Annotated in this window: 16 protein-coding genes; 7 read left to right on the forward strand and 9 right to left on the reverse strand. The window is 35.4% G+C overall.

The features are described from left to right. The first annotated feature begins 10 nt into the window (after positions 1–10). A complete protein-coding gene (locus B3C16_RS15585) occupies positions 11–598 on the forward strand; it encodes a DUF1684 domain-containing protein (protein ID WP_291133177.1) in 588 nt (195 codons plus the stop codon). Next, the gene (locus B3C16_RS15590; protein WP_291133179.1) at positions 598–1,245 is read left to right on the forward strand and encodes a TatD family hydrolase; all 648 of its coding nucleotides are present in this window, start codon (positions 598–600) and stop codon (positions 1,243–1,245) included. The genes B3C16_RS15585 and B3C16_RS15590 overlap by 1 nt, the downstream gene beginning before the upstream one ends. A 53-nt stretch (positions 1,246–1,298) precedes the next feature. On the opposite strand, the gene B3C16_RS15595 is transcribed toward B3C16_RS15590, so the two are convergent. Further along, positions 1,299–1,676, reverse strand: coding sequence for a hypothetical protein (locus B3C16_RS15595; RefSeq protein ID WP_291133181.1), 378 nt, complete (start codon positions 1,674–1,676; stop codon positions 1,299–1,301). A 161-nt stretch (positions 1,677–1,837) separates the two neighbouring features. Here B3C16_RS15595 and B3C16_RS15600 point away from each other — a divergent pair, with 161 nt between their 5' ends. From B3C16_RS15600 to B3C16_RS15615, 4 genes are all read left to right on the forward strand, one after another. Next, a complete protein-coding gene (locus B3C16_RS15600) occupies positions 1,838–2,560 on the forward strand; it encodes a tRNA threonylcarbamoyladenosine dehydratase (RefSeq protein WP_291133183.1) in 723 nt (240 codons plus the stop codon). Positions 2,561–2,563: 3 nt separating this feature from the next. Next, entirely contained in the window at positions 2,564–3,067 is a 504-nt protein-coding gene (locus B3C16_RS15605; protein WP_291133185.1) for a DUF1648 domain-containing protein, read from the forward strand. A 72-nt stretch (positions 3,068–3,139) separates the two neighbouring features. Continuing rightward, positions 3,140–3,802, forward strand: a complete 663-nt coding sequence (locus tag B3C16_RS15610) for an HAD family hydrolase (RefSeq protein WP_121313686.1) — start codon at positions 3,140–3,142, stop codon at positions 3,800–3,802. Then, positions 3,799–4,452 carry a GDSL-type esterase/lipase family protein gene (locus B3C16_RS15615; protein ID WP_291133188.1) on the forward strand — a complete coding sequence of 218 codons (654 nt, stop codon included), beginning with the start codon at positions 3,799–3,801 and terminating at the stop codon, positions 4,450–4,452. The genes B3C16_RS15610 and B3C16_RS15615 overlap by 4 nt, the downstream gene beginning before the upstream one ends. A 69-nt stretch (positions 4,453–4,521) precedes the next feature. Here the strand turns inward: B3C16_RS15615 and B3C16_RS15620 are convergent, their stop codons facing one another. From B3C16_RS15620 to B3C16_RS15635, 4 genes are all read right to left on the reverse strand, one after another. Beyond that, a complete protein-coding gene (locus B3C16_RS15620) occupies positions 4,522–4,749 on the reverse strand; it encodes a hypothetical protein (protein WP_147406841.1) in 228 nt (75 codons plus the stop codon). 84 nt (positions 4,750–4,833) lie between these two features. Then, positions 4,834–6,120, reverse strand: coding sequence for a cryptochrome/photolyase family protein (locus B3C16_RS15625; protein WP_291133190.1), 1,287 nt, complete (start codon positions 6,118–6,120; stop codon positions 4,834–4,836). 9 nt (positions 6,121–6,129) lie between these two features. Next, positions 6,130–6,828, reverse strand: coding sequence for an SDR family NAD(P)-dependent oxidoreductase (locus B3C16_RS15630; RefSeq protein ID WP_291133192.1), 699 nt, complete (start codon positions 6,826–6,828; stop codon positions 6,130–6,132). A gap of 41 nt (positions 6,829–6,869) precedes the next feature. Continuing rightward, the gene (locus tag B3C16_RS15635; RefSeq protein ID WP_291133194.1) at positions 6,870–7,337 is read right to left on the reverse strand and encodes an SRPBCC family protein; all 468 of its coding nucleotides are present in this window, start codon (positions 7,335–7,337) and stop codon (positions 6,870–6,872) included. 134 nt (positions 7,338–7,471) lie between these two features. Between B3C16_RS15635 and B3C16_RS15640 the strand changes: the two genes are divergently transcribed. Then, entirely contained in the window at positions 7,472–8,323 is an 852-nt protein-coding gene (locus B3C16_RS15640) for a DUF2911 domain-containing protein (RefSeq protein WP_291133196.1), read from the forward strand. Positions 8,324–8,375: 52 nt separating this feature from the next. Here B3C16_RS15640 and B3C16_RS15645 read toward each other — a convergent pair whose 3' ends face one another. From B3C16_RS15645 to B3C16_RS15660, 4 genes are all read right to left on the reverse strand, one after another. Then, positions 8,376–10,097 carry a sodium:solute symporter gene (locus tag B3C16_RS15645; RefSeq protein WP_291133198.1) on the reverse strand — a complete coding sequence of 574 codons (1,722 nt, stop codon included), beginning with the start codon at positions 10,095–10,097 and terminating at the stop codon, positions 8,376–8,378. A gap of 110 nt (positions 10,098–10,207) precedes the next feature. Further along, on the reverse strand, positions 10,208–12,712 hold the full coding sequence (locus B3C16_RS15650; RefSeq protein ID WP_291133200.1) for a PIG-L family deacetylase: 2,505 nt from the start codon (positions 12,710–12,712) through the stop codon (positions 10,208–10,210). Positions 12,713–12,807: 95 nt separating this feature from the next. Continuing rightward, positions 12,808–13,188, reverse strand: a complete 381-nt coding sequence (locus B3C16_RS15655) for a hypothetical protein (RefSeq protein WP_291133202.1) — start codon at positions 13,186–13,188, stop codon at positions 12,808–12,810. 213 nt (positions 13,189–13,401) lie between these two features. After that, complete coding sequence (locus B3C16_RS15660) at positions 13,402–13,812, reverse strand: hypothetical protein (RefSeq protein ID WP_291133204.1); 411 nt, start codon at positions 13,810–13,812, stop codon at positions 13,402–13,404. Between the last annotated feature and the right edge of the window lie 77 nt (positions 13,813–13,889).

The raw sequence follows: 13,889 nt of genomic DNA on the forward strand, positions 1-13,889 counted from the left end.
AAAGTGTCCTATGAAAAAAATGCTTTCCTTTTTGTTATTGCTTAATGTATGTATGCTGACAGCTCAAGAAACGGCAAAAGAATTTCAAGAAACAATCAATAAAGAATATGGAAATCGTGAAGAAAGTCCGTTAACAGAGGAAGATTTTAAAGTATTCAAAGGGTTGGATTTTTATCCTATCAACGAAAAGTTTATTGTTGAAGCCAAGTTTACCAGAACTCCAAACGAAAAAGTATTCAAAATGAAAACTACCGGTACCCGTTTGCCGGAATATGTGAAGTATGGAAAATTGGTTTTCAATATTGATGGAAAAACATTCAAACTGAATCTGTACCAAAACATCGATTTGACTAAAAAAGAAGGCTATGCGGATTACTTATTTTTACCTTTTTCTGATTTGACTTGCGGTAAGGAAAGCTACATTGGCGGGCGTTATATTGATATGAGAATTCCAAAAGACGATACCCTTATCATCGATTTCAACAAGGCTTACAATCCGTATTGTGCTTACAACCATAAATATTCTTGCCCAATTGTTCCTTTAGAAAATGATTTGGATATCGAGATTTTAGCCGGTGTAAAAAAGTTTCACGACTAATGCCTTTCTACAATTTACATACGCATAAATTAACGAGTGAAGCCAATATTATAGCATTGGTGAATCAATATCCGTGGGAATTTGTCAATGACATTCCGCTATATTCTATTGGTATTCATCCTTGGTATATCAATGAAAGTCGTTTGCAAAGTGATTTGCAAATGATTGAAAACAAATTACAACTTCCTGAATGTTTGGCTTTAGGCGAATGTGGTTTAGACAAGCGCATTGACATACCAATGCATTTACAGATAGAAGTCTTTGAAAAGCAAATTGCCTTAGCTGAAAAGTATCGCAAGCCTTTAGTATTGCACTTAGTGGCTGCTTATCAGGAATTGGTAGAAATCAAAAACCGTTTGAATATTACAGTGCCTATAATACTCCACGGATTTTCAAAGAATGAGCCAACCGCCAAACAAATGATAGACAATGGATTCTATTTGTCATTTGGTAAATATTTGTTGCGCAATCCTGAGTTAAAGCAAGTGTTTCTTTCGGTGCCCAATGATCGATTCTTTCTTGAAACGGACACTATTGAAGAAACTTTGGAAGAAGTTTACACGTTAGCAGCCCAATATAAAGGTATTACCGTTGAAGCATTGCAAAAGCAAGTCGGCACGAATTGGGATAAGGTTTTTAAAACATAAAAAAGACTGCAAACGCAAGTCGACAGCCTTTCTTAAAATAGAAACTTATTTTTCTAATTGAAATGTTTTGCGATAAACTGAGCCAAGTTTTCATCGCTCATTCTATTTGAAGTACTTTCACTCGAAACCGCATTTTTGTATTGTGGTGTTTCTGCCAAAAACTTCATGAATTGCTCTTGAATTTGTCCCGTTCCTGTGATATGAATTTCATCAATATTAGGCATCGTATGCGCAATTTCTTTGAAGTACTTTTGGGTTAAGGTAATCTCTTGATTGTTTGAGGTCTTTTCGTTAGAGTTGGGATCCGGACCACTGTTTCTAACCTGTCCGATGACTATAAAATCTCCTTCATTAACTTCTTCTTTTCCTACGATTGTTGCGGTGTGGGAATCCATCCAAACACCAAACTGTTTTTTGTTTTTATCTGACATATTTTACTTTTTCTTAAAGGTATGTCCTTTTGAACGGAAAGATTTTATTTTGGGTTAAGATTGTGATATGCTTTACAAACATCCGTTCCTAAATTTACTTATTTTTGCACCTTATTTTTAATCTAAAAATCTAACCATCTAATTTCCTAAAGTATCTAAAAATGGCAAAGTGGCAAGAAAGAGCAGAACTTTTATTTAAAACAGAAGGATTAAACAATTTGAAGAATGCTAATGTCTTGGTAGTTGGACTTGGTGGCGTAGGTTCGTTTGCTGCGGAGTTTTTGGCGCGAGCCGGTGTTGGCAATATGACCATTGTTGATGGTGATGTAGTCGATATTACGAATGTTAACCGACAATTACCGGCTTTGCATTCAACGGTTGGTATGCCCAAAGTTCATGTAGTAGGCGATAGGCTAATGGATATCAATCCTGAGCTCAACTTAATCCGTTTGGAAGAATTTCTTTCTCCGGAAAGGGCTTTTGAATTGGTTACGCCTGAGTTTGATTATGTCTTAGATTGCATTGACAGTATTACGCCAAAATTGAACTTATTGATTGCGGCTAAACGTAAAAAAGTAAAAGTCATCAGCAGTATGGGCGCGGGCGGAAAATATGAATCGAGCAAAGTAAAAGTTCGGGATATCAGTAGAACCGAATATTGTCCGTTAGCGAAAAACATGCGCAAGCGTTTGAAAGAAGCCAAAATATCAAAAGGAATTAAAGCCGTTTTCTCGACCGAAATGCCTGATGAAAGCAGTGTAAAATTGACTGATGGCAAAAACTACAAAAAGTCATTTTATGGCACAAATAGTTGGATGCCTTGTCTCTTTGGATTGCACGCCGCAGAAACAGTTGTGAAACATTTGCTTAAAAAACAAAAATAGTATATGTCTAATTTGGATAGACCTAAAATCAAAATCCCATTGACTATGACCGATAAAATCGTTGAGTTGATTGGTGTATTAGTACTAATTGGTTTTTGGATTTTTACCTTAACCCATTACAGCCAACTGCCGGATATTATTCCGACGCATTTCGGAGCAGAAGGCAAGCCTGATGGTTATGGTGAAAAATGGACGCTATTTTTATTACCAATTATAGGCAGTACGCTATATATTGCATTGACCATTTTGGCAAGATTTCCACACAAAATGAATTATTCTGCCACAATCACTGAAATCAATGCCGCAAAGCAATATACTATTATGGTACAAATGCTTAGAGTCTTAAAAGTTATGATACTTCTGGTATTTTTTGTCCTCGACTATAAAACAGTACAGATTGCATTAGGACTACCGGATTTATTTGGTCGATGGTTTTTACTTTTGGTTTTTGCTCTGGTTTTTGTACCCATATTCTATTTTCTTATTCAATCTTCCAAAAATGCCTAACTATACACCTCATTCAATCAGACCCGAGCCTGAAAAGGTGAATAGAACGAAGTTAAACTTAGCCACTTTATAATGATACAAACCGTAATATTCGACATGGATGGCGTAATTGTAGATACCGAACCGGTTCACCATTATGCCTACGCGCAACATTTCAAACAACTCAACATCAACATCACACCGGAAATGTATGCTTCGTTTACCGGAAATTCTACTAAGAATATCTTTGAGCGTTTAAAAGCACAATTCAATTTAGAAGCCGATGTACAGACTTTGGTAGAAACCAAACGCAACTTGTTCAATGACGCTTTTGACAACAAAGAAGATTTGTATTTATTGGAAGGTGTTGAAGATTTAATTAAAGAATTACACCGAAATGGTATGCAGTTGGTTTTGGCGTCATCCTCGGCCACCGTTACTATCAATAGGATTTTTAAACGCTTTAATTTAGACCAGTATTTCACGCATAAAGTTTCCGGAGAAGATTTTCCTAAATCGAAACCGCATCCGGCGATATTTCAACATGCCGCTTTTTTGGCACAAACTCCGATAGAAAATTGCATTGTGATTGAAGATAGTACGAACGGTATTTTAGCGGCAAAAGCAGCCGGAATCTATTGTATTGGTTACGATAGTTTTCATTCTAAAATGCAGGATTATTCAAAAGCGGATATGGTGATTAAAGATTTTAAGAAATTGAATTACAATATCATTCGTAAAATTAAAACTTCATGAAAAAACAACTAATTGCCTTTGCTATATTATTCATTTCATTGAATGTTTATTCGCAAGAAAAACCATTTTGGAATGAAATAAAAACCTTCAGAACGCAAGACAGTATCCAGAAACCGCAAGACGGAATGATTTTGTTTATTGGTAGTTCTTCCTTTAGATTATGGAAATCGGCTAAGGAAGATTTTCACAATGAAACTATTGTAAATCGCGCTTTTGGTGGTGCAACACTTGAGGATTTGATTTATTGGCAAAATGATATCGTATTGAAGTACAAGCCTAAAAAGATATTTATTTATTGTGGTGAAAATGACATTGCCAGCTCAGAAAAAGTTACGCCCGAAATAGTTTTAGATAGATATAAAGCATTACATACTACTTTAAGAAATCAATTCCCGGAAATAACAATCGTATTTGTCTCGATAAAGCCTTGTATTTTAAGATGGGCAATGAAAGATCGAATGATGGCTGCCAATGCCTTAATCAGTGCGTATTTAAAACAAGACTCTAATGCAGTTTTTGTCAATATTTGGGACAAAATGTTGGAAAATGATGAGCCGATGAAAGACATCTTTATTCAAGACAATTTGCATATGAATTCAAAAGGCTATGCTATTTGGTACAAAGAACTGGAGCCATTGGTAAACGAATAAGACAATTACTTTATTTCATAAAAAAAGCCAGTTTTTACTGGCTTTTACTTTTTTGTATGGTAGAAGAGCTTATTTCTTGATTTCTACATCAACGTCTTTACTGTCAACATCGACGCCATCACCATTAATCTTTACTGAAGTACCATCTTCTTTTTCTTGAACAGTATCTTTTACGATTACAGTTTCTTTTTCAATAGTGTTAGTTTCAATTGTTTCTGTTGTTTTTTCTTCTTTTTTATCACAAGACATTACCAACACCATCGACAACATACTTAGGCAAATACCAATATTTTTCATAAATTAATTTTTAAGTTATTTGGAAAGATAGGTAATAAATACCAGTTAAACTATTTAATATCAATCAATTTACTTTTTCGGATATTAACCGACAGCTACTTTGTAAGTTCTTAAACATTTTTCTCTGGCTTCTTTGTGGTCAACAATGGCTTGCGGATATTCAAGCGAGTTTAATTCAGGAATCCATTTTTTAATGTAAACCAAGTCTTTGTCAAACTTCTTGATTTGTTCTGTTGGATTAAAAATTCTGAAGTAAGGTGCAGCATCTACACCACTTCCGGCTGCCCATTGCCAATTGCCCACATTACTGGCTTGTTCGTAATCTAATAGTTTTTGAGCAAAATAAGTTTCACCCCAACGCCAGTCAATTAATAAATGTTTACATAAAAAACTAGCGACAATCATACGAACTCGATTGTGCATGTGACCTGTAGCATTTAATTCTCGCATTCCGGCATCTACAAAAGGATAACCGGTTTTGCCTTCGCACCATTTTTGGAACAAAGCTTCGTTGTTACTCCATTGTATTTCGTCGTATTTAGCCTTGAAACTCTTATTTACCGTATGGGGAAAATGCCAAAGAATTTGCATAAAAAACTCACGCCAAATCAATTCTTTTAAAAAGGTTTCGTTGTTACTTTCCAAAGCTTTTGCGACCATTTTTCGTATAGAAACTGCGCCAAAACGAAGATAGATTCCCAAATAAGATGTCTTATTCAACGCCGGGAAATTACGTGTAGCTTCATAATTATCAATCAACGAATCCGAAATGTCATAAGGTGTAACGCTTAAGTTTGACTCAACAAATCCAATGGCTGCCAAACTTAAAAAAGGATAGGAGTGAAGCGTTATTTTATCTAAATAATCTTCTGAATTGTAGCTTGTTAATTGTATCTTTTTAAAGCGTTCTTTCCATTTATTGGAATACGGCGTATAGACTACATAAGGTGTTCCGTCGTCTTTCACCACTTCGCTTTTCTCGAAAATGACTTGGTCTTTACTTGTTTTAAATTCGATGTTGTACTCTTTGAATAAATAGTATAATTCTAAGTCACGCTTTCGGGCGTAAGGTTCGTAATCGTGATTGGTGTAAACCGATGTGATTTCGTTTTCGGTTAATATCTTGTTGTAAACTTCAAATGGATCACCATAAAATACCGCCAATGATTTGCCAAGTTTATTTAATTGATTTTGAATTTTAACCAATTGTTGGTGAATAAAAGTCACACGCGAATCATCATTAGAGAGTTGAGAAAGAATATTTTCATCAAAAATAAAAATAGGTAATACTTCTTCACCACTTTGCAGTGCATGAAAAAGGCCTACATTGTCTTCTAATCTTAAATCGCGTCTAAACCAAAAAATGTTCATATTGTAAATTTAGGCATTTACCAATAAAGTTGACATTCCGCCATCAACATGGAAAATTTGCCCGGAAATCCAACTGCTTTTGTCACCTAAAAGAAAACCGGCCATTTGTGCCATATCTTCAGTAGTACCAACACGTTTTAAAGGATGACGTTGTGCTGATTTTTCTCTTTTCTCATCATTACTCAAAAACTTTTCTGCTAATGGTGTATCGGTTAAAGAAGGTGCAATAACATTCACTCTGATTTTAGGAGCATATTCTGCAGCTAAGGCTTTGGCAAAACCTTCAATGGCTCCTTTTGAAGCTGCAACACTAGTGTGAAAAGGCATTCCCATAGTGGCTGCAACTGAACTAAATAATACAATACTGGACTGTTCTGCAATGGTCAGATTGGGTAAAACGGATTGGATTACTTTGACCAAACTGATAAAATTGATTTGTAAATCACTTTCAAAAGATTCCGGCTTTAAGCCCCGAAACGGTCGTAAATTAATGCTTCCCGGGCAATAGACCAAACCATGAATGACTTCAGGTAATTTGGAAACATCTAAAGTATCGGTTGTTGCATCAAACGGGATATGAGTGATATTCATATCCGTTATCGTTTCATTTGTTCTTGATGCTATGTAGACTTTGTTTTCGTATTGTAATTCCTTAGCTATGGCCAAACCAATTCCGTAAGAACCGCCAATTAGTAATATGTTTTTCATTTGATTCATTTGTTAGAAATGCGATTAACCGTATTTTTGCATTAGTGTTGAAATTCTCCAAAAAGTTCAATTAGTTTTTCTCTGCGATAATTAAAAATTTCATTGAGTTTTGGTTTTACTAAAAAGGGGTGAACCATTTGACCTAAAATACCCATGGGCACTTTATAATCGACTATATCTTCCATCTCAACACCACCGGGAATTTCTTTCAAGAAGTGTTTGTGATGCCAAAGCGCATAAGGGCCAAAACGTTGTTCATCAACAAAATACTTTTTGTCCATTACATGTGTAATTTCGGTGACCCACTTCATTGGAATGCCCAAAACCGGTGTTACTATGTACTGTATAATTTGCCCTGAAAACATTGGTTTTTCATCCCCGGAAAGTGTTTTGAATCCCATATAATCCGGGGTGATGGTCTTTAAATTTTTTGGATTGGACAAAAATTCCCAAGCTTCTTCAATTGTTATTGGCAAGTTTTGTTTCGTGTGTAAAGTATAAATTTTCATTTCAATTTTCTTGTAAAGATACTAATTGTTTAACAAAATTGTAAAAACATTAAACAATATTATTTTGATTTAAGTTTATATTAACATTTGAAAGCCTAACAATTTGTAATTTTGAACAAACTAAAATAAACATTATGAGAAAAATTATTTTTATGTTGGCTATACTGATTGCCAATTTTACGATTGAAGCTCAAGTAAAAACACCTGCGCCAAGTCCGAAATCAACAATAAATCAAGTGGTTGGCTTAACTGATGTAACAGTCGAGTATTCTCGTCCTAGTGCAAAAGGCAGAGCCGTTTTTGGTGATTTAGTTCCTTTTGGGAAACTATGGAGAACCGGAGCCAATCAAAATTCGATGGTTACTTTCAGTGAAGATGTTGTAATTAAGGGTACTACTTTAAAAAAAGGGAAATATGCCATTTTTACTACACCAAAAGCTGACATGTGGGAAATCATTTTCTACACAGATACTGAAAACTGGGGTACACCGGAAAACTGGGATGAAAACAAAGTAGCTTACAAAACCAATGTTGATCCAATTGCTCTAGGCAACAACGTTGAGACTTTTACCATTGCTATTAATAATTTGACCAACGATAGTGCTACTTTGGATATTTCATGGGAAAAAACCATGGCTTCTGTCAAGTTTGAAGTACCAACCCAAAAAGCGGCTCTGGCTAGTATAAGTAAAGTTTTGGCCGGTCCAACAGCTGGAGATTATTTTTCATCAGCACAATATTTTTATCAATCTGAAGGCGATTTGAATAAAGCTTTAGAATATGTAAATAAAGCTATTTCAATGGCAAAAGCTGACAATGTTCCATTTTGGCATTTGAGATTAAAATCTTTAATCCAAGCTAAACTAGGTAATAAGTCAGGTGCTATTGAAACAGCAAGATTGTCATTGGCCGGTGCTGAAAAAGAGAATAATGGTGACTATGTTAAAATGAATAACGACAGTATTAAAGAATGGAGTAAAAAATAATTACTTCTATCTGATAAAAAAACCACGAATTCAATTTGAGTTCGTGGTTTTTTTATGCCATAACTTTTTGTTTCCCTTTTACACCCAATTGCATTATTATCGATAGTACGACTGTTAAAGAAGCACCAATAAAGTTCAACCACAAATAGCCCAATTTTTCTTGTCCGTTCGGGTAAATGTGAATAGCGTAATAGTAGATGAAGAAAATGGTAGTCTGACTGATTACAGCGCTGTAAAAGATGGCATTAGCTTTGACAAATTTGATATAGAATCCCACTAAGAAAACACCCAAAACGGTTCCGTAAAATATAGAACCTACGATATTAACCAATTGGATTAAGTTTTCAAACAATGTTCCCACGCAAGCAAACAGTATGGCAATAACACCCCAAAGTAAAGTGAAGGCTTTAGTAGCATTTACAAAATGTTTCTCTGATTTCTCACCTTTGATATTTCGCTTGTAAATATCTATTGCCGTGGTGGAAGCCAAAGCCGTTAATCCGGAAGCGGAAGATGACATAGCCGCCGATAGAATTACGGCTAACAAAAGCCCAATCAATCCGGAAGGCAAATAGTTTAAAATAAAGTAGATAAACACATAATCTTTATCGTTGGTTTCGGCTTTGCTATCGACTTTGGCGATAATTTCTTTGGCTTGATCGTGTAAGTCTTTTTCTTTGCCCGAAAGCGAAATCAGTTTTTGACGAAGAATAGGATTGTCAAAATTTTGATTCAAATGGTCAATATACAATAAGTTGTATTCCTTTTTTTCCTCAGATAATTGTGCTAATTGGGTTTCAAGCGAATTGTATTGTTCCGCATAAACAGATTTTTCAACCGCATCACGATTAACAGGATTGAAATGCAACGGCACCGGATTGAATTGGAAAAACACAAATACCATCACGCCTGTCAATAAAATAAAAAATTGCATTGGCACTTTTAAAAAGCCGTTCATGATTAATCCCATTTGGCTTTCTCTATCTGATTTACCGGACAAATAGCGCCCAACTTGTGATTGGTCTGTTCCAAAGTAAGAAAGCATCAAGAAGAAACCACCGGTAATGCCGCTCCAAAACGTATAGCGGTTTTCGGGATCAACGGAGAAATCAAGAATGTTCATTTTGTCATTGGCACCGGCAATATGCATGGCATTAGAAAACGTCATGTCATTGGGTAACAAATGCAAAATCAAGAAAAACGTGATAAACATACCCGTCATGATGATAAACATCTGTTGCTTTTGGGTTACGTTTACAGCTTTGGTTCCACCGGCAAATGTGTAAATAATTACCAATATTCCAATGATAACATTGAGCAAAGTCAAATTCCAACCTAAAATAGAGGACAAAATAATCGCCGGTGCATAAATGGTCAGTCCGGTTCCTAATCCGCGTTGGATTAAAAACAAAATGGCTGTGAACGACCGTGTTTTTAAATCGAAACGTTGTTCTAAATATTCATAAGCTGTAAAGACTTTTAATCGGTGATAAATTGGGATAAAGGTCATCGAAATTACCACCATCGCTATTGGTAAACCAAAATAAAACTGCACAAATCCCATTCCGTCATGATAGGCTTGTCCCGGTGTGGAAAGGAAAGTAATCGCACTGGCTTGTGTTGCCATAACCGATAAACCGACTGTCCACCATGGCGTTTCTTTGTTTCCTAAGATATAATCTTCAACGTTTTTGCTTCCTTTGGTTTTGTATACACCATAAGAAACTATAAAAAGCAGTGTAACCGATAAAATTATCCAGTCGAGTTGTTGCATATCAGAAGAATAATTGCATTAATAAGAAGAAGATTAAAATATAAATAGCATTGGCAATTAAAACCCAACTATAGCTATTCTTCCAAGATGATTTTTTTTCTGTTCCCATATTATTTTCCAATAGCTATCATGTTTGCTAATAATCTAAAAGCGCCTGAAACGCCTTCGGGTAATTCTCTGAAGAAACTCAATCCGGTATAAATGTAATTTCCTTTACCGTATTTGGCCACTAATAAAGCGCCATTTTTAGGTTTTTCTCCTTTGTCATTCGCGGAAATAATAGGCGTGAAGTTGGCATCCCATTCACTTGGATAATACAAACCTTGTTCTTGTTTCCAACCTTTGAAATCTTCGGCAGTGATTTTGTTCGGGTAATTTAAAACGGAATGATTTGGTGCTAGAAATCGAACTTCGGCATCTTCTTCAGTCACTCGGTCGCGGGATATTTTTAGAGAATAAGGCGCCATTTGTTTGGTAACCAAATCATCTAAAGTATTGTATTGTACAATCATGGTTTTTCCGTTTTTTACAAAATCCAATAAGATGTTTTGCTTGTACGCCAAAGTATTTACGACATTGTAAGCTCTGATTCCGGTCATAACAACGTCAAATTCTTGTAACTTTTCTGTAGAAATATCTTCCGGTTTTAGGATTTGGACTTCGTAGCCCATTTGCGCTAAGCTTTTTGGCACTTCATCTCCGGCGCCCATGATATAGGCGATTTTTTCATTCTTGGTTTTAATTTTTAAGCGAATGCCTTTGGCTTCAGCCGATTTTAAAACCATTTGCTTGTAAATATGTGAATAGTTGATGTCGATTTTTTCTTTGTCGAAAGTTTGTCCGTTAACGGTTACTATACTTTTAATGTCAATCTCACTGGCTTCTTCTGAAGGAGAAACGGTGAAGACGGCCAAAACTTCTTGCCCTTTTTTGTCAATGGCAAATGGAATTTCAGTTGGTGAAACTTTCCAATCTTGTGGCAAATCCAATTTTACATTTCCCGTTAAACTGTCTTTTCCGGCTTTGACTTTAACCGTTATCGTTTTGCTTCGGTTGTTGTTGAAAATATACACTTTCTCCGCAATGGAAGAGGTTGCAACCGGAACTATATCTAAAGGTTGGTAAACTTCTCCTTTGACATCATCATTGTATTTGTATATCACATAGCGTTCGAAAGAAATCTCAACACCATTTACTTCGATCCAAAAACCAACTTTTACCCGACGTAATACATCGGGAATGCCAATGTTTTCTTGGTTGTCTACTCGATACATTCCATTGGACCCGTTTTGGTTTAACCAATAAGCGTTAGTGAAATCAAAGTCATTCGGCAGTTGTAAAGTGTTCGTTACAGTATGAGGAATGTTGTTTTTTAAAGCAATAGTGTTGTTTTGCCCATCACTCATATAAACCGGTACAGCACCAATTCCCTTTAAATTCATAGGAATGTCACTTCGGTTGATTACTTCAATTTTAATTTTTAAAGGACTTCCCGGTGTGATCTCTTGTGTGTCGGCAACAGCTTCTAAATACAAACCGGCACAAGCAGCGATGATTTTTTTTATCTCTTCGGATTTGATGGTTTTCCAATGTTTGTCTTCCAAATTTTGGATTAAAGCATAAGCTTTCACCAATTCGGGAATACTTGCCGATGGATTTTTGAAATCGAAGTTCTTTTCAACATTCGATAAGATGTCACCAATTGCTTTTCCGCCTTGAATTCTATTCCAAGTCGTGTCGATTCCCTCGAATAGATTGGTTTTGTCTTTAGGCATATCGCCTTTTAAAAATTCGAGATATTCTTCTTCTTCACCACGAGAACCGGTTGAACCAAAACCTTGCGATTGATGACTACTTCTGCTTAGCGCAGCTATTTCCTGATTGGATTTACCAACGGATTGGTAATAAGTACCGATTTTGAGATTAACCAAATTGGTTTTATCGGCCGCTTCAAACTTCTCCCGACTTCCATAAAACCACCACGATGTGTTGAAAAATAATCGTTTCGGTTGCCAAGTGCTGACAAATTCTAATTGATTTGGATAAGTATTTGTATTATTCACTTGGTCAAAAGCTTCGATGCTCAACATAGCAGAGGCCGTATGATGACCATGTGTTGTTCCGGGAGAACGATGGTCAAAACGGTTGATAATGACATCGGGTTGGAATTTCCGTATCGCCCATATCACATCGCTTAGTACTTGGTCTTTGTCCCAAATTTTTAAGGTTTCTTCAGGGTTTTTAGAAAAACCAAAATCATTGGCGCGGGTAAAGAATTGTTCGCCACCATCAATTTTTCTGGCCTCAATTAATTCTTGTGTTCTGATTACGCCTAACAATTCTCTTAGTTCAGGACCAATAAGATTCTGTCCGCCATCGCCACGGGTCAAAGATAAATAGCCTGTTCTGGCTTTTTTGTCATTGGATAAATAAGAAATCAAACGCGTATTTTCATCATCAGGATGCGCAGCGATGTAAAGCACTGATCCTAAAAAATTAAGCTTTTGAATTTGATTATAAATTTCAACCGCATTAGGTTTTGCGGGTTTTTGAGCCAATAGAGATTGACAAGTAAGGAATAAAAAGGCAATGAATAAGGAGTAAAGCTTTTGCATTGGTTTGACTTTATGGCAATAGCTTCAAATATAAACATTAAATAAAAAGCAGCGTTTTATTTAATTTGTTTTTAACAAATAGGTAAAAAAAGGGATTATTCAGCGCCTACATTGGCATTGGCAAAACGACCTTTGGAATTGTATGGATACATTTTTTTGTGAATAGGCAAAAGTTCATACGGATTATCATCATCAAAATCGTTGATTGTTACACGGGATTTATTGTATAAGGAATAACCACCATAATTTTTCGGTAATTCAGGAGCTGTTTGCCATTCGCCATTCTCCTTGTAATAGTAAACCATTTTAAGGTTATCGAAATAAGCTTGAATATTGGGAAAGTAGAAATAACGAATATAACAATTGGTTTTCTTGTTTATCGGTAAGTTCTCTATTTTGGCTGTAGTATTCTGTGCGTAAGAAATACTGGAAACCAATACAATAGACAGCACGAGCATTAATTTTAGTGTTTTCATGATTTTGTAAATTTGGGGTTAACAAAAACTGATTTAATAATTTGAAACAAATATAAATATTATTTATCCTTTAAAAGTATTTTTTAACGCTGAAAAGCATTTTTTTTATTAAAATTTAAGAATAATACTAATTTAAAGGTTTGAGAATTAAAATAGTAAGATGTAAAAAGGCAAAGAAATTAATCTTTGCCTTTTTAGTATTATGTTTTATTTTTAATCATTACCTTTTTTATGGCCATGTCCTTTTTTGGCTTTTCCATGACCTTTTCCATGATGTCCATGTCCTTTGTACTTTATTTTATGGTTTTTATAATATTTGTAAGGCGCATTGCCTTTGTAACTGGTTAAATAGACTGTTCGCCCTTTTCGCAAATCATAACCTCTATACTGAGCAGGAAGCGAAGCAGAACGATGCCATTTTCCGTTTTTTAAATAAATATATCTTTGAGCAGGAACATCATAGTATGTTTCTATATCCGGGATGTAGTAATATTTAGTAGCAGGTGGTGCTGCCGGTGCCCAAACTGGCGGTGTTCCAACATTAACATTAACTGAGACTTGAGCTTGACTGCTTACCGTGACTATTAATAATGTCATCAGTAAAATAAAATTTCTTATTTTCATGGTTCTTCGTTTAAATTAAAAATTCTTGTACTTACCTAACTAATTTTTAATTGTTTTAAAGCTTAGGTTTGGTGTAG

Origin of the sequence: Flavobacterium sp. UBA7682 (assembly GCF_002482945.1) — a bacterium.
Lineage (GTDB): Bacteria > Bacteroidota > Bacteroidia > Flavobacteriales > Flavobacteriaceae > Flavobacterium.

Excerpts from the sequence above, each read along its gene's own strand:
- B3C16_RS15650 (WP_291133200.1), bottom strand. The coding sequence starts at position 12,712 with ATGCAAAAGCTTTACTCCTTATTCATTGCCTTTTTATTCCTTACTTGT.
- B3C16_RS15660 (WP_291133204.1), bottom strand. The coding sequence starts at position 13,812 with ATGAAAATAAGAAATTTTATTTTACTGATGACATTATTAATAGTCACG.
- B3C16_RS15615 (WP_291133188.1), top strand. The coding sequence starts at position 3,799 with ATGAAAAAACAACTAATTGCCTTTGCTATATTATTCATTTCATTGAAT.
- B3C16_RS15610 (WP_121313686.1), top strand. The coding sequence starts at position 3,140 with ATGATACAAACCGTAATATTCGACATGGATGGCGTAATTGTAGATACC.
- B3C16_RS15620 (WP_147406841.1), bottom strand. The coding sequence starts at position 4,749 with ATGAAAAATATTGGTATTTGCCTAAGTATGTTGTCGATGGTGTTGGTA.
- B3C16_RS15640 (WP_291133196.1), top strand. The coding sequence starts at position 7,472 with ATGAGAAAAATTATTTTTATGTTGGCTATACTGATTGCCAATTTTACG.
- B3C16_RS15600 (WP_291133183.1), top strand. The coding sequence starts at position 1,838 with ATGGCAAAGTGGCAAGAAAGAGCAGAACTTTTATTTAAAACAGAAGGA.
- B3C16_RS15605 (WP_291133185.1), top strand. The coding sequence starts at position 2,564 with ATGTCTAATTTGGATAGACCTAAAATCAAAATCCCATTGACTATGACC.
- B3C16_RS15655 (WP_291133202.1), bottom strand. The coding sequence starts at position 13,188 with ATGAAAACACTAAAATTAATGCTCGTGCTGTCTATTGTATTGGTTTCC.
- B3C16_RS15645 (WP_291133198.1), bottom strand. The coding sequence starts at position 10,097 with ATGCAACAACTCGACTGGATAATTTTATCGGTTACACTGCTTTTTATA.
- B3C16_RS15595 (WP_291133181.1), bottom strand. The coding sequence starts at position 1,676 with ATGTCAGATAAAAACAAAAAACAGTTTGGTGTTTGGATGGATTCCCAC.
- B3C16_RS15635 (WP_291133194.1), bottom strand. The coding sequence starts at position 7,337 with ATGAAAATTTATACTTTACACACGAAACAAAACTTGCCAATAACAATT.
- B3C16_RS15585 (WP_291133177.1), top strand. The coding sequence starts at position 11 with ATGAAAAAAATGCTTTCCTTTTTGTTATTGCTTAATGTATGTATGCTG.
- B3C16_RS15625 (WP_291133190.1), bottom strand. The coding sequence starts at position 6,120 with ATGAACATTTTTTGGTTTAGACGCGATTTAAGATTAGAAGACAATGTA.
- B3C16_RS15590 (WP_291133179.1), top strand. The coding sequence starts at position 598 with ATGCCTTTCTACAATTTACATACGCATAAATTAACGAGTGAAGCCAAT.
- B3C16_RS15630 (WP_291133192.1), bottom strand. The coding sequence starts at position 6,828 with ATGAAAAACATATTACTAATTGGCGGTTCTTACGGAATTGGTTTGGCC.